This is a genomic window from Paenibacillus sp. NPDC058071, from assembly GCF_042885235.1.
Classification (GTDB): domain Bacteria; phylum Bacillota; class Bacilli; order Paenibacillales; family Paenibacillaceae; genus Pristimantibacillus.
The window spans coordinates 98,609-121,623 of sequence record NZ_JBHVSK010000015.1; the positions used below are offsets into that span (position 1 = coordinate 98,609).

Sequence of the window (23,015 nt, forward strand, 5' to 3'; positions counted from 1 at the left end):
CAACATGGTTGCCGACAAGCCTTCGAGATACACTCTCCAACCCTGTGATAAGCCATTTTCGCCGCTTACGCGAGCGATTGCAACAACTCGAGCAGTCGCTCTAAATCTTGTTTGCTGTAATATTGCAGCTCTATTTTTCCTTTATCTTTTTGATGTTTTATTTTAACCGTCGTTTTGAACGTTTCGCGAAGCGAATCTTCTAACGATTCGATATAAGGATCTCTTTTTTTCGAAGCTGTTTTCGGGGACTTTTCGGGTTCTTCAGAAGCCTTCGTCTCCAGTTTTTGAACCGCCTCTTCCAACTGGCGTACGCTCCAACCCTGATTAACAACTACTTCTGTCAAATCACGTTGTACCGATTCGCTCTTCACGCCAGCTAATGCTCTCGCATGTCCCATCGAAATTGTTCCACGTGAAACATGATCTTTGATATCGGTTGGCAAAGCCAGCAGGCGAATAAAGTTGGCGATATGGGAACGGGATTTGCCAACCTTTAAAGACAGTTCCTCTTGGGTCAGTTTGAACTTGTCCATCAGACCTTGGTAAGCGATGGCCGTTTCAATCGCATTCAAATCCTCGCGCTGCAAGTTTTCGATTAAGGCTATTTCCATGACCTGCTGATCCGAAAAAGACCGTACAACAGCCGGAATGGTCGGATTGCCGCAAAGCTGCGAAGCTCTAAACCGTCGTTCACCTGCGATGATTTCATAACCCTTCAAAACAGTACGAACAATAATCGGTTGAATAACGCCATGCTGCTTAATTGACTCCGCTAATTCACGAATCGAATCGTCATCGAATGTTTTTCGAGGCTGATACGGATTCGGTCTTAGTTGTGTGAGCGTTATTTCAATCACTTTGTCGTCGTCATTGACCGACAATGATGGAATGAGCGCATCCAACCCTCTACCTAGTCGCTTGCTCATACATAATCACTTCCTTCGCCAGTTCAAGATACACTTCTGCCCCTTTAGATCGCGGATCATAGGTGATAATCGCCTGACCATGCGAAGGAGCCTCACTCAGACGAACGTTGCGTGGAATAATCGTTTGATATACTTTTTGTTGGAAGTACTTCTTAACCTCTTCGATCACCTGAATGCCCAAGTTCGTACGCGCATCAAGCATCGTAAGCAGAACGCCTTCAATTTGAAGATGTGTATTCAAATGCTTTTGGACCAGACGCACCGTATTTAACAGCTGGCTAAGTCCTTCCAAAGCGTAATATTCACACTGAATCGGAATAATGACGGAATCAGCCGCGGTCAACGAGTTAATCGTCAGCAAGCCTAAAGACGGCGGGCAATCGATTAATATGTAATCGTATTGATCCTTCACCATTTGCAAGCTCTGCTTCAATCGAACCTCACGCGAAATACGCTGCACCAGCTCGATTTCCGCACCCGCAAGCTGAATGGTAGCCGGAATGATCTTAAGTCCCGGAATATTGGTTTCGGAAGTCGCTTCATTCGGATGCACCTCATTAATAAGCACATCATAAATGCAGTTGGCGACATCCGCTTTATTAATCCCGATACCGCTCGTTGTATTCCCCTGCGGATCAATATCGACAAGCAATACCCGTCTTCCTAACGACGCCAGACATGCACCTAAATTAACCGTCGTTGTCGTTTTCCCGACCCCGCCCTTCTGGTTCGCTATCGCAATTATCTTAGACAAGCGTTTTCACCTCTACCTGTTACAAACTTTAGTATTTTCTTGCTGCCTGGACGTGGAGCTTATCGGTTCGATCTAACCCCTGATTCGAAACGGGCTTGGACCGGAGCAGCCGTTTTTCGAAAAAGCACCTTTGTAGAGGCGACAAATTCGAAAAACGGCTTATTCAGTAAAACGAATATACGCTTATCGTTGACGAAAGCGAAGTTCCGTCGTCTGGGCGTTAGCGGGTTATTGCCGCTTCGGTATTTGAATTACGATTTCGTAATGATCGCCATGGTCCTTCTCGTTTGTCTTGATCGGCAAACCTGAACCGGCAACCATCTCAATCGACTGACGAATCGTATTTACAGCAAGCCGTACATCTTTTGTAAAAGAAATACGCTTTGCCTTTTTAATTTTAGAGGATTCCTTCAAAAATGCAATGCGTGCTTCTGTCTGTTTGACATTAAGTTCCTTGGTAATGATTTCATCAAGCATTTGATGCTGCAACTCTTCGGTATCGAGCGTCAATAAAGCTCGTGCATGTCGCTCCGTAATTTGACGTTCGCCAAGCGCATTTTTGATCTTCTCGCTAAGCGCCAGAAGACGAAGCTTGTTGGCGATAGTCGACTGGCTCTTCCCAAGTCGTTGCGCCAAACTTTCCTGCGTCAGTTGATGCAGTTCAATTAGCTTTTGATAAGCTACCGCTTCTTCAATTGCCGTCAAATTCTCGCGTTGCAAGTTCTCGATCAAAGCGATAGAAGCTGTCTGCGAGTCATTAAACTCCCGAACAATTGCTGGGATCGTCTCGTGACCCAACTTCGTTACCGCTCTCCAGCGGCGCTCGCCGGCAATAATTTCATAACGGCCGTTGCGCATACGAACAACAATCGGCTGAATGACGCCGTGCGTTTTAATGGTTTGACACAGCTCGTCGATACGTTCATCATCAAAAATCGTTCTCGGCTGAAACGGACTCGTATCGATTTCTCCAATTGGAATTTGCCGAACCTCTTCTTGGCCGCTGCGTTGATCGTTAAGACCAAACAAACGGGAAATTTGTTCTTTCATATTGTCTATACCCACCCGATCACAAAGCGCTCCCCTTTATAGACAGAAAGTCGCTTTCAAGATGTTCTTACACGGAATCTACTAAATCATTTTCCTCTACTACCATTTTATACTGCCTTAGGGACGCATACAACCTTATGTAAGTCTACATGAAAAATGACCCGCCCTTTGGCGGGGAAATGCGAAGAATCCATCTGGATTCGATAATCTAGCAAAATCTGCGATGCTTGAAAAGCCATTCCTTTATCTATCAGCACCGAATAAACAACGTATAGTTAAAATTCGACCTGTCACACTTGATTTCCTGCTTGACAACGGGGATGGCGGTTATATTTGATACAATCTTTTCCTGTGATTCGTTCATATTTTGAATTTTGTTAAGTTTATTATGAAGTCTCGGATGTTTCACGTGGAACATTGCAAATGGTAAGTTGCAATACAAAACCCATGTACTATGAAATTAAGAACCGTAAATACAACCTTTTTAATGATTTGTGATCGCTGCATTAACAAAACGATCGCTTGATCGGCCCGCCTTCGAGCTTCTTCTTTCTCATTCAAAACATATTTAAGCAATCGACGGCTTTTCAGCGTCACCACTATCTCAAGAGGATATTTGTTGCTACCCGCACCTCCATCTACTCGTTCATTTAAGGTGCATCACTCAAATTCTCAAATAATTCAAAATGATATGACACTGGTGCTTTTCGAGTGCAACTGCACCTCATGCCCCCCGCTACCTCTACCCTCTACCATTTTGCAGCAGCATTTATATAAAAAAACGGTTTACATCCGAAATCACTATTTGACTCTAAGTAAAGAGGCTGCAGGTCAAAGGGTTCTTTCGAACGCTAAATCCTGATTCTTTTGTTTGATACTTGTCTGCGGTAGGAATCTTGTTTTAAAAGCGACCAGTATCGTTTCTCCAAAATCCCTCTGCTCCTCCACTTTCCCTCTTTTTCCGTCAAGCACTGATTTTAAGTTTGATCCAAAAAAACTCGAACAAACAGCCCCTGACTGTTCTTCCGAACAACCACCGCTATTTATTCAAATGCAACATAATAACCGAAGACCCTCTCGTATTCGAGCATTTTCTATAATAAACTAGCGCCGGCTTTCCCACAGTCAATGTCGTTGTTAAACCAGTATTAATACGGCACTCCTCCGAGCATCGTGCCGCAACTACGCTTTCGATCATCCTGGTGTATGTCTCATCCGCTCTTCGATCATCAAGCTGTAACGTTTTCTTCATCCCAAAGACAGTGATTCCGGCAACATCTCGCGTTTATCACTCCCCTATCTTCTTACAGCAAAACTTCATTCACATAAAAATCGCTTGAATGAACAACCGCTGACCGTCTTTCCAAACAGCCGCTGCTTATTCATTCAAGCGAAAATAATAGTTCGCAACCCTCTCGCATTCACGATCTATCTATTTAACTAATGGCGGCTTTCACAGTGCCAATCTCTTTGTTCCAACACAGGGATTCACCTATACCCTGGGGCCCCCCTCTCGATCGTTAAAATACGACACTCCAATTTTACAAAAGCAGCGGTACCTGCGATACCTCCGGCAACTCGCGCCCACCACTACCTCTACCTTCTTGCATCAGCATCTCATCCATATAAAAAAACGCTTGAATGAACAAGCGCTGACCGTTCTTCCAAACGGCCGCTGCTGTTCATTCAAGCGGAATACATTAACCACAAAATCTTCTCACACTACGCGATCTTTCTTTTAAACAAGCGGCAGCTTGATCGGCGTACCGGCTTTACGCGGGTATTTGCGCGGAGTCGCATCCGTTTTCTCGATCAACACGATATGCCGCTCCGATTTCTCGAAAGGCAGCGACAGCCCCTGCTCGCCGCGAAGCTTTCCTTTTAATTCGCGGAGGCTGAACGCCGCCTCTTTCACTTCTTCCTCACTTTGCGAACCCTTCATTGCGGCAAACACGCCGTTTTTGCGAACGAACGGCAAGCAAAATTCGTTCAACACATTCAGCCTAGCAACAGCGCGAGCCGTAACCAAGTCGTAGCGGTCGCGGTGCGCCGCAAGACGACTGATATCTTCCGCTCTCCCGTGCACGCACTCCACATCGCTCATGCCCAACTGCTCCGTCAAATGCTTCAAAAATTGAATCCGTTTATTCAAAGAATCGACGATGACCACTTTCAAATGAGGAAAGCATATTTTTAGCGGGATGCTCGGAAATCCGGCGCCCGACCCAATATCGGCAATACTGCCAATCTCCTGCATCGGCACGAAGAAGGATAGCGATACCGAATCATAAAAATGCTTCTCGTATACAGCATCCCTCTCCGTTATACCGGTCAAGTTCATTCGCTCATTCCAGTCGACCAGAATCTTAAAATATAAATCGAATTGCTCCAGCTGCCGTTCATTCAGTGAAATACCTTTTTCCTCAAGCAGCTCCGTGAACCAGTTAATCGTTTGCTCCATTCGCCCGTTACCCTCTCGCCGCCGTTACCCGGTTATAATGCTCCAGATATACGATCAGAATGGAAATGTCGGCCGGCGTCACGCCGCCGATACGCGATGCTTGCCCGATCGACAGCGGACGAATCGATGTGAGTTTCTGTCTCGCTTCTGACGAAAGGCTGTGCACATCGGAGTAATCGATATCGTCGGGGATCTTCTTCTTCTCCATCTTGTTCAGGCGTTCTACCTGTACAAGCTGTTTCTCGATATAGCCCGCGTATTTGATCTGGATCTCCGCTTGCTCCTTCATTTCAGCCGTCAATTCCAAATCGGACGGAGAGATCGTTTCGATCATCGCATACGTAATTTCCGGACGGCGCAGCAGCGTCAAAGCATCGATACTGTTCACAGTTGGCGCCGAATTAGCAGCAGCTAGCATTGCTTCCGCTACATCTGGACGAATTTTCGTCGTCCGCAGACGTTCAACCTCTTGTGCAACGAGCTCCTTCTTGCGCAAAAACGTTTCATACCGTTCTTCAGGAATCAATCCAATTTCATGGCCCAGCGGCGTTAAGCGCAGATCGGCATTGTCATGGCGAAGCAGCAAACGGTATTCCGCACGCGACGTCAGCAAACGATACGGATCGTTCGTTCCCTTCGTCACCAAGTCGTCGATCATTACGCCGATATAGCCTTGCGAGCGTTCAATCACGATCTGCTCTTTCCCCTGCACTTTGCGAGCCGCATTAATGCCTGCAATAATGCCTTGGCCTGCCGCTTCCTCATAACCGGAAGTGCCGTTGATTTGTCCAGCTGTGAATAACCCTTCAACCAGCTTTGTCTCCAACGTTGGCCACAGCTGTGTCGGCTTCACGGCATCGTATTCAATCGCATAGCCGTTACGCATCATTCTAACATTTTCCAAACCTGGGATTGATCTCAAAATACCAAGCTGTACATCCTCCGGCATGCTTGTGGATAAGCCTTGCACGTAATACTCGGATGTGTTTTTGCCTTCCGGCTCCAAAAAGATCTGATGCTTCGGCTTATCAGCGAAACGAACGATCTTATCTTCAATCGACGGGCAATAACGCGGGCCCGTTCCTTCAATAACGCCGGTAAACATCGGCGCACGATGCAAATTGTCGTTAATAATTTTATGCGTTGCTTCCGACGTATACGTCAGCCAGCAAGGCAGTTGCTCGTTATTCGAGGACACTGTTTCATACGAGAAAAACTTCGGATTCTCGTCGCCCGGCTGAATTTCTGTTTTCGAAAAATCGATTGTATCTTTATGCACGCGCGGCGGCGTACCCGTTTTGAAACGTACCAGATCAAAGCCAAGCGATTTCAGGCTGTCTGACAGCTTGAGCGACGGCTGTTGGTTATTCGGACCGCTTTGGTACATCAGCTCGCCCATAATAATTTTACCGCGCAAATAAGTGCCCGTCGTAATGACAACCGCTTTTGCTCTATAGATCGCGCCTGTCTGCGTAAGAACACCTGTCACATTGCCGTCCTCGACAATCAATTCCTCGACCATGCCTTGCCGCAGCGTCAAATGCTCGGTTTCTTCAATCGTTTGCTTCATCGTATGCTGATACGAGAATTTGTCAGCTTGCGCACGCAGCGCGTGAACGGCCGGCCCTTTACCTGTATTCAGCATCCTCATTTGGATAAACGTTTTATCGATATTGCGGCCCATTTCGCCGCCAAGCGCGTCGATTTCACGAACGACATGGCCCTTCGCCGGTCCGCCGATCGACGGATTGCACGGCATGAAGGCGACCATATCCAAATTGATCGTCAGCAGCATCGTTTCGCAGCCCATACGCGCCGCGGCTAGCGCCGATTCACAACCGGCGTGGCCCGCTCCGACGACAATGACATCATATTGTCCAGCTTCATAACTCACCTGAAACACCCCTTTGCCCCTCTTATTTGCCCAAACAAAATTGCGAGAAAATTTGATCGATCAACGAATCGCCGACCTCGTCGCCAATAATTTCGCCCAGCGACTCCCAAGCCGACCGCACATCGATCTGAATTAAATCTATCGGTATGCCGGCATTCGACGCATCAATGGCATCCACGAGCGATTGCTGCGCCCGCTTCAGCAGCGAAATATGCCGCACATTGCTCACGTAAGTCAAATCGCCGGAATCAAGCTGTCCCTCGAAGAATAGGCGGCTAATCGCCTTCTCCAGCCCGTCCAGACCTTCTTCCTCCAGCACCGACATATTGACGATGCTATCAGCTGGGAACAACCCCTCCAGCTCCTGCCGGTCAAGTCGTCCTTCCAAATCGGTTTTGTTCACAATGACGATCACTTGACGTCCTTCAAGCCGCTCCAGCAGCAGCCTGTCGTCCGCATGCAGCGGCTCATTGTTATTCAGCACAAACAGAATCAAATCCGCTTCTTCAAGCGCCGTATGTGAACGTTCTACGCCGATCCGCTCAACCACGTCGCTCGTTTCGCGAATACCTGCCGTATCGAGCAGCCGCAGCGGTATATTGTTGATCGTGACAAACTCCTCGATGACATCACGGGTCGTCCCCGGAATATCGGTCACTATTGCCTTATTCTCCTGCACAAGCGCATTAAGCAAAGAAGACTTACCAACGTTTGGTCTGCCTACGATAGCCGTCATAATGCCTTCTCTTAATATTTTACCTTCATTCGCCGTTTTTAACAGCTTGCCGATATCCTCCAGCGCTTTCCCGCTTTGCTCGCGAATGTAGGCACTGGTCAAATCCTCAACGTCATGCTCTGGATAATCGATGTTAACCTCGATATGCGCCAGCAGCTCGATAACGGTCTGCCGCAGCGCTTTAATCCGCTTGGACAGCGTTCCTTCCGCCTGCTTGCGAGCCACCTGGAACGCCCGATCCGACTTCGAGCGGATCAAATCGATGACCGCCTCCGCCTGCATCAAATCAATGCGGCCGTTCAGAAAAGCACGCTTCGTAAATTCACCGGGCTCAGCCAGCCGCAATCCTTCCTGCAACAGCACCAGATCGAGCACCTTCTTCACGGCGACCACGCCGCCGTGAGCGTTGATCTCTACGACATCCTCCGCCGTAAACGAACGTGGCCCTCTCATCACCGTCACCAGTACCTCTTCAACCTTCTCGTCCGTTGCCGGATCGACAATATGGCCGTACTGCACCGTATGCGAATCAACTTCGCGAAGATCGTCGCGGGAACGGAAAATACGCGCCGTTGTCGCGATGGCGTCCGGACCGCTAATTCGAATGATGGCAATGCCGCCCTCTCCAACTGCCGTCGCGATGGCCGCAATAGTGTCTTGTATCACTGTCCTTCTGCACCTCTCATACTCTCATATATGGAAAAGCAGCAATGACCATAATAGCCATTGCTGCAACTCGGAGTCCTATAAGCTATACTTGTCTTTCCTTTAACGCAATGACGACCCGCCGGTTCGGCTCGTCGCCTTTGCTGTATGTTTTCACCTTGGGGTGGTTTTGCAGCTGGGAATGAATAACCTTTCTCTCATGGGGGGTCATCGGTTCCAGGACCACTTCTTTCCTCGTCCGGATCACTCTGCCCGCCAATCGATCTGATAATTCTTCCAACGTCTTGCGCCGCCTCTCGCGAAAATCCTCAGCATCAAGCACGATTCTCAGATGACTGTCCGAGTAACGGTTAGCGACAATGTTCACCAAATACTGCAGCGCGTCAAGCGTTTGACCGCGCCGTCCAATCAGCATGCCGAGATCTCCTCCGCCCGAAACGGACAGATGAGTTCCTTCTTTCGTTTGTTTCCGTTCGACAGATACATCAAGCCCCATCGCACTTGCCACTTCACGAAGAAATTGCTCCGCCTCCATAATCGGATCGGGAATAAGCGTCAGTTCGACCTTCGCTTCTTTCACGCCAATCAAGCCGAACAGCCCTTTCGCCGGCTGCTCGAGCACGGATACGCTCACGCGATCCTCGGTAACATTCCATTGTGCCAAACCGTTTCTCACGGCATCATTAATCGTTTTTCCTGATGCTACGATTTTCTTCATTTTGCGAGGGCCTCCTTACCCTTGTCAGATGAACGTACGTACAGGAAGTAGTTTTGAACAATTGTGTAGACATTACTGTAGATCCAGTACAGCGGAAGCGCCGCTGGGAAATTGAGCGACATCACGAAGATGAGCACCGGGAAGATGGCGAGCATCGCTCCCATACCAGGCATTTGCGGCTGGCCTTTTTGCTGAGACTGCATCATTTTGGATTGCACGTAAGTCGTAATTGCCGCAACAATCGGCAAGATGTACCATGGGCTCGGTTCGCCCAGCGCCAATCCAAGAAACTTATGGTCGCGAACTTCAGGGTTCATATAGATCGCGTTGTACAAGGCGATAAATACCGGCATTTGAATAATCAGCGGCAAACAGCCTGCCATCGGATTGACTTGATGCTGTTGGAACAGCTTCATCGTCTCTTCCTGCTGCTTTTGCGGATTATCCTTGTATTTCTTCTTAATTTCATTCATTTGAGGCTGCAGCGCCTGCATCTTCTTCGAGCTGCGATATTGCTTCAACGTCAAAGGCAATATAGCCGTCCTCACGATAATCGTGATCAACAGGATGGCTAGTCCATACGAGTCTTTAAACCAACCCGCAAATGTATCCAGCGTTAACGCGAAATAATAAACGACGTTTCTTTGCCAAAAGCTTTTGCTATGCAGCAGATCCTCGGTGCTCGTTGTCTGGTCTACCTGCGGCGCACAACCGGCAAGCAATCCAACCACTAAAACCATGCCCAGGACAAGCAGCCATTTTCGGTTAACTTTCCAAGCCAACATGTAATCTCCTCTCTAAAAACCGATGCATTTCTTCATTGAATCAAGCCTAAACTTATCCATCAGAAAGAAAAGGGTACGCTTTCAAGCTTACACTTACCCATCTTTTAAACTATACCATAATTAAGAAGACAAAGAAATAGCGCTTCGGTACGTCCGCCGCCGATTAAGAACGCTCCTCTTTCCGCAGCAGTCCCGCTTTTTTTAGCACATGCATCACGCTTTTCTCCAGTTGCTTGTATTTCATCTCCACGGCTGGCTTCCTTACAATAAGAATGAAATCGATATGAGGAACGATCTTTCCTTCATTTAAACGAACGATTTCCTTAATAACGCGTCTCATTCGGTTGCGAACGACCGCATTGCCAACCTTCTTGCTTGCGGAAATGCCTAATCGGAACGGCTCGGCCACCGGCTGCTTGGACCAATAAACGACAAACTGGCCGTTAGCGAACGACTTCCCCCGCCGATAAACACGGTTGAAGTCCGAGCGATCCCGCAAACGCAATTTTCTATGCACGACTCACCTTCACCGTACTTTCTTCTATTAATAGTAAGCATCCTCCACGGCTCACTCCATTTCCTCAAGCCGAACCGCTTTATCTGCCTCAACTTCCTATATAAATGAAGTGATGTCACTGTCATTATCGCCATCAGGGCAAAAAAAAAGACCACCCGACGTGGTCTTTTGCTTATGCGCTAAGTACTTTTCTTCCTCTTTGACGACGCGCCGCCAAAACTTTACGTCCGTTTTTCGAGCTCATGCGTTTACGGAAACCGTGAACCTTCGCGCGTTTGCTTACATTCGGTTTAAATGTAGGTCTCATTTCTTGTGCACCTCCCGTACCTTGTACTCCAAACAGATTCGGACAAGCCGCTCTGTTTATTTGTATCGCATCGCCGCCTTATGCAGACGGTCAAATGCCGTGATCGCACAAAATCAGCTTTTTCTATTAAACCACGCCGAACGCAAAAAGTCAATCAAATCGCCCTTCAGCCAAATATTGTGGATAAATGACCATGCATCGGCCATTTTTCGCCAAACTAATAACATGTGCACAATTTTTCGACCGCCAAAACGAATTTTGTCGATGTGACAACATGATATTAACAATATCTAGTGTTGTCGATAACCTTTATACACAAGCTATTGAATATGTGGATAAAATCCCGCAATTCGTTGAAATATAAGGCATCTTTTGCTATGATTAATATGTTTTCGGTGTGGATATTTGCATCGACCCCCTGATATTATCAACAACCTGTGGATAACATTGTGAACAACATTCATCCCCTGCTTATAACTCATTCCCTAATTTACTGCATATTGTGGATGTTTTTCGTTATCTTCACCTTTTTTTCGACACCAATGGCTTAATTGCGCCCATCGGGCGATTTTTGATAAGGAGTGACGTCTGTGGACAGCCATACTTATGACCTATGGCAGCAAGTGTTGTCAATCATCCAGACGAAGCTGAGTAAGCCAAGTTTCGATACTTGGTTTAAAGCTACGAAAGCAACGTTTATCGATGACTCTCTGCTGGAAGTTACGGCACCGACAACCTTCGCCGCGGAATGGCTGGAAGGCCGTTATACAAAACTGATCCGTACGACGCTGCAAGAATTTTTGGGCCGTCAGGTCGATGTCCGCTTCTCCATTGAAGAAGCGAAGAGCGCGGAGCTTCCCGCTCCGGTCATTCCCAAAATCGTCGAGCAGCCGGCTGTGCAGGATGAGCCTTTTACCCATATGCTCAATCCGAAATATACGTTCGATACGTTCGTTATCGGCGCCAACAACCGGTTCGCCCATGCGGCGTCGCTGGCGGTTGCCGAAGCGCCGGCCAAAGCGTACAATCCGCTATTTTTATACGGCGGCGTAGGACTTGGCAAAACGCATCTCATGCATGCGATCGGACATTATATTAAGGACCATAATCCGAGCACGAAGATCATGTATATTTCTTCAGAGAAATTTACGAACGAATTTATTAACGCGATCCGCGACAACCGGGGCGAAAGCTTCCGCAACAAATACCGCAATATCGACGTGCTGCTCATTGACGATATTCAGTTTTTGGCCGGTAAAGACGGCACGCAGGAAGAATTCTTCCACACATTCAACGCTTTGCACGAAGAACGCAAGCAAATCGTAATCTCCAGCGACCGGACGCCGAAAGAAATTCCGACGCTCGAGGAACGGCTCAGATCCCGCTTCGAATGGGGACTCATCACCGATATTCAGGCGCCGGATCTCGAAACCCGTATCGCCATTCTCCGGAAGAAAGCGAAAGCGGAAAATCTCGATATCCCGAACGAAGCGATGGTTTACATCGCCAACCAAATCGATACGAACATCCGTGAGCTGGAGGGCGCGCTCATTCGCGTCGTCGCCTACTCCTCGCTTATTAATCAAGATATCTCGTCTCATCTGGCAGCCGAAGCGTTAAAGGATATCATTCCTTCGAGCCGGCCGAAAATGATTACGATAAATGATATACAGCAGAAGGTCGGCGAGTTCTACGGCCTGCGGCTCGAGGAATTCAAGGCGCGGAAACGGACCAAAGCCGTCGCTTATCCGCGTCAAATCGCCATGTATCTGTCGCGCGAGCTGACCGACTACTCGCTCCCCAAGATTGGCGAAGCATTCGGCGGCCGCGACCATACGACGGTCATTCACGCGCACGAGAAAATATCGCAGCAGCTCAAGCAAGATCAGGACTTGTACAAAATTGTGCAGAACCTGACGGAGAAGATTAAAAATCATACGTAAAAGTTATTAACGGCCCTCGGGACAACCAAGCAAGCCTATGCACACGATATACACATGTGGATAGGCTTGCTTTATCCGTTTTCCATACGGTTATCCACATATTCAGGCCCCCTACTACTACGACTACTATTTTTTTATTAAAAAGAACATCAAAAGCATGGGCGAAATCGCCCTTTGGCTTCGCCTGAATTCTTCGATCAACGATTCGCCAATTTAAGAATCTTTGCGTGAACGAGTGAATTCGAATATACGATGCAGCGTATAACGCGTTAATGAACCCGTTCGAACATAAATGTCTGCCGATAATTGTCGGATGATGGAAGCGAGAACGGTTTTACAACCGGAATACGGAGCGATTAGGAGGATACGACGATGAAATTAAATATTTCTAAAAATGAATTGAACGAAGCGATCCAGCAAGTCTCCAAAGCCGCTTCCACCAGACCGACCATTCCGATTCTTGGCGGCATTAAATTCGAGGTAACCCACCAAGGCGTTACGTTAACGGCAAGCGACACCGACATTTCGATTCAAAGCTTTATACCGGTAGAACGCGACGGCATCGTTATTGCACATGTGGATAAACCGGGCAACGTTGTGCTGCCTTCCAAGTTTTTTACTGAGATTGTGAAAAAGCTGCCTTCCGAAAATGTAGAAATTGAAGTCGGCGCTCAGTTTCAAACGTTGATTCGTTCCGGCTCCACCGACATCCAAATGGTCGGTCTCGATCCGGAAGAATTCCCGGTATTGCCGTCGATTGAACAAAACGAGCTGTTCCAAATGCCGGGCGATTTGCTCAAATCAATGATTCGACAAACCGTACTTGCTGCTTCGACGAACGAGCAAACGCCGATTTTGACCGGCGTCCTATGGAGCCTGCAGGATCAACAGCTGAAGTTCGTTTCCACCGACCGTCACCGGCTGGCTAGCCGTATCGCTCATGCGGAAACGTCGATGGACTATAAATTCACCAACGTCGTCATTTCGGCTAGAACGCTGGTTGAGCTTTCCAAGCTCGTACCGGAACAGAACGGCCTTGTTGATATTGTCGTCGCCGACAATCAGGTGCTCTTCAAGATCGGCAACGTGCTGTTCTATACGCGGATGCTGGACGGGCTTTATCCGGATACTTCTAAAATTATTCCGACCGTGTTCAAAACAGAACTCGTTATCGATACAAAAATGGTCACAGATGCCATCGACCGCGCTTATCTGATGTCGCGGGAGGAAAAAACAAATATCGTGCGTCTCGCGACGCTGGACAACGGCTCTATTGAAATCTCTTCGAGCTCGACCGAGCTCGGCCGCGTAACGGAGCAGCTCGATGCGAAGCAATTTAACGGGGAACCGCTGCGAATTGCGTTCAACTCCAAATATATGCTCGACGTGCTGAAGGTTATCGACAGCGAGCAAATCTTTATCGGCTTTACCGGGGCGATGAGCCCGATTGTGATTCGTCCGACGGATCACGCCTACAATACGTATGTCATTCTGCCTTACCGCACAACGTCGTAACATACGCTAAGCGATAGCGTTTAAAGAAAGGAAGGTGACACTGCCATGAAGGAAGTCGCCATTCGGGACGAATTTATTACGCTGGGCCAATTTCTTAAATTGGCCGATTGCATCTCCACCGGCGGGCATGCAAAGTTTTTTCTGCAAGAAAATGAGGTGCTGATCAACGGCGAAGCCGATAATCGCCGAGGCCGGAAGCTGTATGCGGGCGACCGGGTCGAGGTGGAAGGCTGCGGCGTTTTCTCGGTTGTAACCAGAGCTTAGGGCTATGAGGCCGGGAGGACGAGCGAATTGTTTCTGAAGCATATCGAATTAGGCAACTACCGCAACTACAAACAGTTGGAGCTGGATACCAACCATCAAGTCAATCTGTTCGTCGGGCCAAACGCGCAAGGGAAAACAAATTTGCTGGAAGCGATTTTCGCGCTAGCGCTGACGAAATCGCATCGGACCTCGAAGGATAAGGAGCTGATCGGCTGGGAAGCCGATTCGGCTCGCGTCCAGGGCGAAGTGGAGAAGAAATACGGGACGGCGAAGCTCGAGCTGCTCTACTCCTCGCAGGGCAAAAAAGTGAAAATCAACGGGCTCGAGCAGCGCAAGCTCAGCGACTTCGTCGGATCGTTAAACGTCGTTATGTTCGCCCCCGAAGATTTGGAAATTGTAAAAGGAACGCCGGGCATACGGAGACGGTTTCTCGATATGGAAATCGGTCAAGTACAGCCCGGTTATTTGCATACGCTGCAACAATTTACGAAAGTGCTCACGCAGCGCAATAACTATTTGAAAACCGCCTCTCCGGGCGGCATGCAGCAGGCGATGCTCGACGTCTGGAACGCACAGCTCGCTGAATATAGTGTTAAAATTATGAAAAAAAGGAAACAATTCATTCATAAACTGCAACGCTTTGCCGAGCAGATCCATTCCGGCATTACGGCGGGCGGAGAGCGCCTCGAAATCGAATATCGGCCTTCCTTTGGAGGCGGCGACTCAGAAGATGAAACTGTTTTATTTGAACAATTTATGATAAAGTTATCACAGGTAAAGGATCAGGAGATTCGGAGGGGAATGACGCTTGTCGGTCCCCATCGGGACGACCTCGCCTTTTTTATTAACGGCAAGGAAGCGTCCGTATACGGCTCCCAAGGCCAGCAGCGCACGACGGCCTTATCGCTCAAGCTGGCTGAGATTGAGCTGATTAACGAAGAGATCGGCGAATATCCGCTGCTGCTTCTAGATGACGTGCTGTCGGAGCTCGATCAGCACCGGCAAACGCAGCTGATTGAAACGTTTCAGAGCAAGGTGCAGACGTTTATAACGACGACCGGTCTGGAGAGCGTCAACATTAACAAGCTGCAGGATGCCGGCATCTATGAGGTGCGGGAAGGTCAGGTCACGCGCTCATAAGCGCATACACGGGAGGCGGAGGACATGTATATCCATTTAGGCGGCGAGAAAATCATTCGGGCTGCCGAGCTGGTAGCTATTTTTGATATATCGATAGAGCAATCCTCCAAGCTATCCAAGCAATTCGTTGCAAGCGCCCGCAAGCGCAAGGATGTCGAGACGATCGGCGAGGAAGAGCCAAAATCGATCGTCGTCACGCAGCATAAAATCTATTATTCGCCGATATCATCATCGACATTGAAGAAACGGGCCCATCATTTTGCGGCGAATGGCTGACAATTGGACAGAGTAGGGGCCAGGCTGACCGCTGCGCGCAACGGGCATGCAGAGAATTAAAGCGCTTTGCGCCGCGCTGACAGGGAATCGGGCCGTCTCTGTAACGATCAGGAAGAGCAGTTGAGAGGAGCAGTGAACATAGATGTCGTTGGATCAGCAGCATAATTCGTATGACGAGAGTCAGATACAGGTACTGGAAGGCTTGGAGGCTGTACGCAAGCGTCCGGGCATGTACATCGGCTCTACCAGCAGTAAGGGTCTCCATCATCTCGTATGGGAGATAGTCGACAACAGTATCGACGAGGCGCTTGCCGGCTATTGTAACAAGATTCTAATTACCATTCATGAAGATAACAGCATCACGGTCATCGACAACGGCCGCGGTATTCCAGTCGGGGAAAATACGAAGCTGAAAAAGTCGACGCTCGAAGTCGTTATGACCGTCCTTCACGCAGGCGGCAAGTTCGGCGGCGAAGGCTATAAAGTATCCGGCGGCTTGCACGGCGTAGGCGTGTCGGTCGTTAATGCGTTGTCCGAGCATGTTACCGTTACCGTTAAGCGCGACGGCCATGCTTATCAGCAGGAGTACGTGCGCGGCGTGCCGCAGTACGATGTGAAAATCGTCGGCGACTCCAGCGAGACGGGAACGACAACGCGATTCAAACCGGACCCGGAAGTGTTTACAGATACAACCGTATACGATTACGATACGCTGCAAACCCGCGTTCGCGAGCTGGCGTTTCTGAATAAAGGCATCGAGCTTGTGCTCGCCGACGAACGGACTGGCGTCAGCAACTCGTACCATTACGACGGGGGTATTATCGAGTTCGTCGCGTATTTGAACCGCAATAAAGAAGCGATGCACGAAACGCCGATTTTCGTCGAAGGCATGAAGGATTCGATCTCGGTCGAAGTGGCGTTGCAATATAACGACGGCTACAGCGAGAATTTGCATTCCTTCGCTAACAACATCAACACGCATGAAGGCGGCACGCACGAATCAGGCTTCAAGAGCGCATTGACCCGCGTTATTAACGAATATGCGCGTAAAACGAACCTGATTAAAGATAATGACAATAACTTCTCCGGCGACGACGTGCGCGAAGGTTTGACGGCGATTATTTCCGTCAAAATACCGGAGCCGCAATTCGAAGGCCAGACGAAAACGAAGCTCGGCAACAGCGAGGTGCGAGGTATCGTCGAATCGTTGCTGGCTGAGAAGCTGCAGGAATTTTTGGATGAAAATCCGGGCGTTTCCCGCAAAATCGTTGAGAAGGGGCTGCAAGCGGCCCGCGCTCGCGAAGCGGCGCGCAAAGCCCGGGAACTGACGCGCCGTAAGAGTGCGCTCGAAGTAAGCTCGCTGCCAGGCAAGCTGGCCGACTGCTCGTCCAAAGACGCTTCGATCAGCGAATTGTATATCGTCGAAGGCGACTCCGCCGGCGGCTCCGCGAAGCAGGGCCGTGATCGGCATTTCCAAGCGATTTTGCCGTTGCGCGGTAAAATTTTGAACGTAGAGCGGGCTAGGCTTGACCGGATTCTCGGCAATGCCGAAATACGCGCGATCATTACGGCGCTTGGCACCGGGATCGGCGACGATTTCGATCTGTCGAAGGCGCGGTATCACAAAATCATTATTATGACCGATGCCGACGTCGACGGCGCTCATATTCGGACGCTGATGCTCACCTTCTTCTTCCGCTACATGCGCAAAATTATCGAAGCGGGCTACGTGTACATCGCACAGCCGCCGCTCTTCAAGGTCGAACGAAACAAGGTGATCCGCTATGCACAATCGGAGCGGGAACGTGATGAGATTATCGCTGAGTTCGGCGAAGGCGCTAAGGTGAATGTACAGCGCTACAAAGGTCTAGGCGAGATGAACGCATCACAGCTTTGGGAGACGACGATGGATCCGGAAAGCCGTACGATGCTGCAAGTGACCATCGACGACGCGATTGCGGCCGATATGATCTTCGATACGCTGATGGGCGACAACGTCGAACCGCGCCGTGATTTCATTCAGCAATTTGCGAAAAGCGTTAAAAACCTCGATATATAGAACGAAAGCCGGCCGCTCGGAAGCGGTCGGCTATTTTCTTTTTTTAAACCGTCCGTACGCTTTCGCATAGCGGTATATTTTCCGAAAGACGGATCGATTGTTCAGACGGCGGAAGATGAACGGGTCCGGTTTTGTATTGACTTCGAGAATCCAGGGGTGCAGATCGGTGTCGATAGCGATGTCGACGCCGATTTCTTTTAGCCTCGGATAGCTTAACCTCATTTGCCTTGCGATCGCGAGCCCGAGTTCTTGAAGACGGACGATATACTCCTGCTGCTGCTCGGCCGTAAGGTGGTCGATCATCAGCAGCTCGAATGCCATTGGGGTGCCCCCGCTATGATAATTGGTCACGATTTTGCCCGGATGAGAGAGACGGCCGATAATGCCTGTCGCCTCCCAGCTTTTGCTGGGGCTTTGCTGAACCATGACGCGGATATCGAAACGGCGGGTGTTATGAGTGAGGAGATGGATGCCTTTCTGCACAAGGTACCGTTTCTTGCTCGTATAAACGCGCAAGCTTCTCTCCATGGCTTGATAGGATTCGAAGATTCGAATCGTCGTATTGATTTGATATTTATAGCCTTGCGACGGCCATTCCAGCTTTTGTACGCGAATGACGCCTTTACCGTAAGTGCCGACGTTCGGCTTTACGTACACCATTTCATATTTCTCCAGCATGTGAAACAAAGCGTCTCGATTGTAGAGCATTGTCTCTGGTACGTAAGGCTCCAATTGGGCGTTTTGCAGAAGCACCTGCGTTTTAACCCATTTGCTGGTAACGTGTTGAATCGACAAGGTTGTTTCCCCTTTCAGTAGTCCCTGTCTTTTGTTAGCAGAATGCAATCGAGCAGAAGACAGACTTTGGAATGAGTGGTATAATGAAAGTTGGTTCTGTTTATTTTATGGCGGCCTATGACTGTCGAAAACGGCAATCCACCTATTTTAAGACCGAATTCCGCAGATGTATTCTTTGAAATTTGCGACATTGCGTCAAGGTAGGGTTTAGCCTCACGCTAATTGTGAAAGTAATATAATGGTTATCGTGATTTATAGGTTTGCAGATAGATCGTCAGGGAGGTAAATCATGGCGGAAGAACAACAACACTCGCAAATTAAAGATCGTGAGATCGGAACGGAAATGCGCGAATCCTTTATGGATTATGCGATGAGTATCATCGTAAGCCGCGCTTTACCGGATGTGCGGGACGGATTGAAGCCGGTGCATCGCCGTATTTTATACGCGATGTCCGACCTTGGAATGGCGGCGGACAAGCCTTTTAAGAAGTCGGCGAGAATCGTCGGCGAAGTAATCGGCAAGTATCACCCGCACGGCGATTCCTCGGTATACGAAGCAATGGTGCGGATGGCGCAGGATTTCTCGATGCGCTACATGCTCGTTGACGGACACGGCAACTTCGGTTCGGTCGACGGCGACATGGCCGCAGCCATGCGGTATACGGAAGCGCGTCTGTCCAAAATCGCAATGGAAATGCTGCGCGATTTGAACAAGGAAACGGTCGATTTCATCCCCAACTACGACGGCGAGGAGAAAGAGCCGGCGGTACTGCCGTCCCGTTTTCCGAATTTGATGGTTAACGGCGTCACTGGTATCGCGGTCGGGATGGCAACGAATATTCCTCCGCATAATTTGGGAGAAGTGGTTGACGGAATTCAGGCTCTGATTGCCAACCCTGATATAACGTCTTTGGAATTGATTGATTATGTAAAAGGCCCGGATTTCCCGACGGCCGGCATTGTGATGGGATTAAGCGGTTTGCGCCAAGCTTATTTGACCGGCCGCGGCACCGTAACGATGCGGGCGCGGGCGACGATTGAGGAGAACGGCAACAAGGCGCGCATTATCGTCTACGAGTTGCCTTATCAAGTCAACAAAGCCCGTTTGGTCGAGAAGATCGCCGAACTCGTTCGCGAGAAGCGCATCGACGGCATTACCGATCTTCGCGACGAGTCTGATCGCAACGGTATGCGGATCGTCATTGAGCTGAGACGCGATGTGACGCCAAGCGTCGTCTTGAACAACTTATACAAGCAAACGCAAATGCAGTCGAACTTCGGCATCAATATGCTGGCGCTCGTGAACAACGAGCCGAAGACGCTCAATTTGCGGGACATGCTTTATTACTATTTGCAGCATCAAATTGAAGTCATCCGCAGACGTACCGAATTCGAATTGAGGAAAGCCGAAGCGCGCGCCCACATTCTCGAAGGGTTGCGGATTGCGCTCGATAACCTGGACGAAGTAATCGCGTTAATCCGTTCTTCGCAAACGGCCGATATCGCCCGTGAAGGCTTGATTAACCGTTTCTCGCTCAGCTACGAGCAGGCGCAAGCGATTCTGGACATGCGTCTCCAGCGCCTCACCGGCTTGGAACGCGACAAGATCGAAGCGGAATACGCGGAATTATTGAATAAGATCGCTGAATACAAAGCGATTCTGGCCGACGAACAACTCGTGTTGAACATCATCAGTGAAGAGTTGAACGAGCTGAGAGATCGATTCGGCGACGAACGCCGTACGGAAATTACGGTTAGCGACGAAGAAATTCTCGACGAAGATCTAATTCCTCGCGAGGACGTTATTATTTCGATTACCCATACCGGCTACATCAAACGGTTGCCGGTATCGACGTACCGCAGCCAGAAGCGTGGAGGCAAAGGCGTCGTCGGGATGGATACGAAAGAACACGACTTTGTCGAGCATCTATTCGTATCCAATACGCACCATTACTTGCTGTTCTTTACGAACAAGGGCAAGGTGTACAGGCTGAAAGCCTATGAGATTCCGGATTTGAGCCGGACTGCGCGGGGGACGCCGATCATCAACCTGATCCAAATCGAACAGGGCGAGACGATCAATGCCGTTATTCCGGTGCAGGACTTCAATTCCGATCAATATTTGTTCTTTGCAACCCGTCAAGGCGTTGTGAAGAAAACGCCGCTTGACGACTATATTAATATTCGAAAAGTCGGCTTGATCGCTATCTCGCTTCGCGAAGACGACGATCTGATCGGCGTTAAGCTGACAGACGGCAACCAGGGAATTGTGATGGGTACGGCGCAAGGCATGTCGATCCGCTTCTCCGAGCAGGATGTCCGCTCGATGGGCCGTTCGGCGACCGGCGTGAAAGGCATTCAGCTTGATGATGACGATGTTGTCATCGACATGGATGTCGTCGTGGAAGAGAACGACGTGCTGATTGTAACGTCCAAAGGGTACGGCAAACGTACTCCGATGAGCGAATACCGGACGCAAAATCGCGGCGGTAAAGGTATCAAGACGCTGAACGTAACGGACAAGAACGGTCCGATCGTCAGTCTGAAGGTCGTATTGAATGATGAGGACCTGATGATTATGACGGCGCTTGGCACGCTTATCCGGACAAGCATGGAAGGCATTTCGACGATGGGCCGCAATACGCAAGGCGTCAAATTGATCAATACGAGAGACGACGATACGGTTGCGACCGTAACGCGCGTTGCTCGCAGCGAAGAAAGCGACGCGGCGGAGGAAGGCGAAGAGGGAGAAGAATTCGAATCGCCGGACAACGCTTCGACTGAGCCAGTCGATTCTTCCAATGGAACCGCTGCGGAATCGGAATCGGATTCCGATGCCAACGAATAGTCGGTCCGATAGACGGCGAATGAGTATACGGGGAGGGGACCGTTATGGGAACAGTAACTTTATCGCAAGTGAAGTTAGGTGACAAAATTGGCGAAGATGTCCTCACCCCGCTTGGCGGAGTATTATTTCAAAAGGGCAGAGTTGTGACATCGCGAGAATTAGAGATTATGCAGGCCTTTCAAGTAATGTCCGTTACCATCGAATCCCTTATCGGAGCGATGAAAAGCAAAGAAGAGACGCAGGCTTTGGAAGCGAAGCAGACTTCCAAGACGGCAGGCGGATCGGATTTGCATAACGAGTACGATAGAATGCTAACGCTGCTCCGGCAGGCGCTGAACAACTATGTATCGGGTGACAAGTTCCCGATTATGGATATTCGAATGCAACTGGAGAAGCTTTTGCAGCATATGGGAAGCTATAACGTCATTACATTTGCTCCTCGAACGTTTGCGGAGCGGGATTACTGGCTGCATAATAGCGTAGCGTCCGCGATTACATCTTATTTGATAGCACAATGGGTGAAGCTGCCGCAAAAAGACTGGATGCAGGTCGCACTAGCCGGCTTGCTGCACGACGCTGGCAACATTCGCATCGATCCGTCTATTTTGCTTAAGCCAACCTCGCTTACTATAGAAGAGCAGGCTGAAGTACAGCAGCATCCGACGATTGGCTATCAGCTGCTGCGGAATATTGCCGGTATTAACGAGGGCGTTAAGCTTGCGGCTCTGCAGCATCACGAACGGGTAGACGGCAGCGGCTACCCGCAAGGGATGGATGGAGAAACGATTCATCCATATGCCAAGATCGTCGCGATCGCCGATATTTTTCATGCGATGACGCTTAATAAAGCGTATCGAAAGGGAGTATCGCCGTATTTTGTATTGGAGCAAATCCAAAGCGATTCCTTCGGTAAGCTGGAGCCCGGGTATGTGCGCGTATTTATTGAGAAAGCGACGCAGTTCCATAACGGCACCGTTGTACGGCTTAGCGATGATCGGGTTGGGGAGATCGTATTCTCCGATTCCATGCACCCGACAAGGCCATGGGTATCGGTTAATGGTGCGATCATTAACCTGACAATCGAGAGGCAGCTTCATATTAACGAAGTGATTCGATAATAAAAGATAAGGCGTCTTTACTGTCTTTTTAGGCGGTAAAGACGCTTTTTTATTTCTTTTAAAAAAAGTTTAAAAAAAGACTTGCAATCCTATAGGCGACCGTGATATATTATTAAAGTCGCCGCTGAGCAATACGGCGCACACAACGAAAAAGATTGTTCTTTGAAAACTGAACAACGAGCGAAACTGCCCTGTTAATCCTAACGGATTAATGGAAAAGCGATAAAAAAGATTGAGCAAGTC

19 protein-coding genes are annotated in these 23,015 nt (G+C 49.2%); 8 read left to right on the forward strand and 11 right to left on the reverse strand.

Going from position 1 to position 23,015, the window contains the following annotated elements:
• Positions 1–65: 65 nt before the first annotated feature.
• From ACFVTB_RS21525 to rpmH, 10 genes are all read right to left on the reverse strand, one after another.
• The gene (locus ACFVTB_RS21525; RefSeq protein ID WP_387753809.1) at positions 66–926 is read right to left on the reverse strand and encodes a ParB/RepB/Spo0J family partition protein; all 861 of its coding nucleotides are present in this window, start codon (positions 924–926) and stop codon (positions 66–68) included.
• Positions 907–1,680, reverse strand: coding sequence for a ParA family protein (locus ACFVTB_RS21530; RefSeq protein ID WP_387753811.1), 774 nt, complete (start codon positions 1,678–1,680; stop codon positions 907–909). Before ACFVTB_RS21530 ends, ACFVTB_RS21525 begins: the two co-directional genes overlap by 20 nt.
• A gap of 228 nt (positions 1,681–1,908) precedes the next feature.
• Positions 1,909–2,730: a nucleoid occlusion protein gene (gene noc, locus ACFVTB_RS21535; RefSeq protein WP_387753814.1), complete on the reverse strand. Its 822-nt coding sequence runs from the start codon at positions 2,728–2,730 to the stop codon at positions 1,909–1,911.
• A gap of 1,738 nt (positions 2,731–4,468) precedes the next feature.
• Positions 4,469–5,191: a 16S rRNA (guanine(527)-N(7))-methyltransferase RsmG gene (rsmG, locus tag ACFVTB_RS21540; RefSeq protein WP_387753816.1), complete on the reverse strand. Its 723-nt coding sequence runs from the start codon at positions 5,189–5,191 to the stop codon at positions 4,469–4,471.
• Positions 5,192–5,198: 7 nt separating this feature from the next.
• Positions 5,199–7,085 carry a tRNA uridine-5-carboxymethylaminomethyl(34) synthesis enzyme MnmG gene (mnmG, locus tag ACFVTB_RS21545; RefSeq protein ID WP_387753818.1) on the reverse strand — a complete coding sequence of 629 codons (1,887 nt, stop codon included), beginning with the start codon at positions 7,083–7,085 and terminating at the stop codon, positions 5,199–5,201.
• A 22-nt stretch (positions 7,086–7,107) separates the two neighbouring features.
• A complete protein-coding gene (gene mnmE, locus ACFVTB_RS21550; protein ID WP_387753820.1) occupies positions 7,108–8,487 on the reverse strand; it encodes a tRNA uridine-5-carboxymethylaminomethyl(34) synthesis GTPase MnmE in 1,380 nt (459 codons plus the stop codon).
• 85 nt (positions 8,488–8,572) lie between these two features.
• Positions 8,573–9,205 carry an RNA-binding cell elongation regulator Jag/EloR gene (jag, locus tag ACFVTB_RS21555; protein WP_387753822.1) on the reverse strand — a complete coding sequence of 211 codons (633 nt, stop codon included), beginning with the start codon at positions 9,203–9,205 and terminating at the stop codon, positions 8,573–8,575.
• Positions 9,202–9,990: a YidC/Oxa1 family membrane protein insertase gene (locus ACFVTB_RS21560; RefSeq protein WP_387753824.1), complete on the reverse strand. Its 789-nt coding sequence runs from the start codon at positions 9,988–9,990 to the stop codon at positions 9,202–9,204. The genes jag and ACFVTB_RS21560 overlap by 4 nt, the downstream gene beginning before the upstream one ends.
• Positions 9,991–10,153: 163 nt before the next feature.
• On the reverse strand, positions 10,154–10,507 hold the full coding sequence (gene rnpA / locus ACFVTB_RS21565; protein WP_387753826.1) for a ribonuclease P protein component: 354 nt from the start codon (positions 10,505–10,507) through the stop codon (positions 10,154–10,156).
• A 172-nt stretch (positions 10,508–10,679) separates the two neighbouring features.
• The gene (gene rpmH / locus ACFVTB_RS21570) at positions 10,680–10,814 is read right to left on the reverse strand and encodes a 50S ribosomal protein L34 (protein ID WP_387753828.1); all 135 of its coding nucleotides are present in this window, start codon (positions 10,812–10,814) and stop codon (positions 10,680–10,682) included.
• Between the two features lie 590 nt (positions 10,815–11,404).
• Between rpmH and dnaA the strand changes: the two genes are divergently transcribed.
• From dnaA to gyrB, 6 genes are all read left to right on the forward strand, one after another.
• Complete coding sequence (dnaA, locus tag ACFVTB_RS21575; protein WP_387753830.1) at positions 11,405–12,757, forward strand: chromosomal replication initiator protein DnaA; 1,353 nt, start codon at positions 11,405–11,407, stop codon at positions 12,755–12,757.
• A 372-nt stretch (positions 12,758–13,129) separates the two neighbouring features.
• Entirely contained in the window at positions 13,130–14,272 is a 1,143-nt protein-coding gene (gene dnaN, locus ACFVTB_RS21580; RefSeq protein ID WP_387753832.1) for a DNA polymerase III subunit beta, read from the forward strand.
• Positions 14,273–14,317: 45 nt separating this feature from the next.
• Positions 14,318–14,536, forward strand: coding sequence for a S4 domain-containing protein YaaA (gene yaaA / locus ACFVTB_RS21585; protein ID WP_387753834.1), 219 nt, complete (start codon positions 14,318–14,320; stop codon positions 14,534–14,536).
• Between the two features lie 27 nt (positions 14,537–14,563).
• On the forward strand, positions 14,564–15,676 hold the full coding sequence (gene recF / locus ACFVTB_RS21590; RefSeq protein ID WP_387753836.1) for a DNA replication/repair protein RecF: 1,113 nt from the start codon (positions 14,564–14,566) through the stop codon (positions 15,674–15,676).
• 24 nt (positions 15,677–15,700) lie between these two features.
• The gene (remB, locus tag ACFVTB_RS21595; RefSeq protein ID WP_387753838.1) at positions 15,701–15,952 is read left to right on the forward strand and encodes an extracellular matrix regulator RemB; all 252 of its coding nucleotides are present in this window, start codon (positions 15,701–15,703) and stop codon (positions 15,950–15,952) included.
• 142 nt (positions 15,953–16,094) lie between these two features.
• A complete protein-coding gene (gyrB, locus tag ACFVTB_RS21600) occupies positions 16,095–18,011 on the forward strand; it encodes a DNA topoisomerase (ATP-hydrolyzing) subunit B (protein ID WP_387753840.1) in 1,917 nt (638 codons plus the stop codon).
• Between the two features lie 30 nt (positions 18,012–18,041).
• Here gyrB and ACFVTB_RS21605 read toward each other — a convergent pair whose 3' ends face one another.
• A complete protein-coding gene (locus ACFVTB_RS21605; RefSeq protein ID WP_387753843.1) occupies positions 18,042–18,806 on the reverse strand; it encodes a YheC/YheD family protein in 765 nt (254 codons plus the stop codon).
• Positions 18,807–19,095: 289 nt separating this feature from the next.
• Between ACFVTB_RS21605 and gyrA the strand changes: the two genes are divergently transcribed.
• Both gyrA and ACFVTB_RS21615 read left to right on the forward strand, forming a co-directional pair.
• The gene (gene gyrA / locus ACFVTB_RS21610; RefSeq protein WP_387753846.1) at positions 19,096–21,654 is read left to right on the forward strand and encodes a DNA gyrase subunit A; all 2,559 of its coding nucleotides are present in this window, start codon (positions 19,096–19,098) and stop codon (positions 21,652–21,654) included.
• Positions 21,655–21,698: 44 nt separating this feature from the next.
• Entirely contained in the window at positions 21,699–22,772 is a 1,074-nt protein-coding gene (locus ACFVTB_RS21615) for an HD-GYP domain-containing protein (RefSeq protein WP_387753848.1), read from the forward strand.
• Positions 22,773–23,015 lie beyond the last annotated feature (243 nt).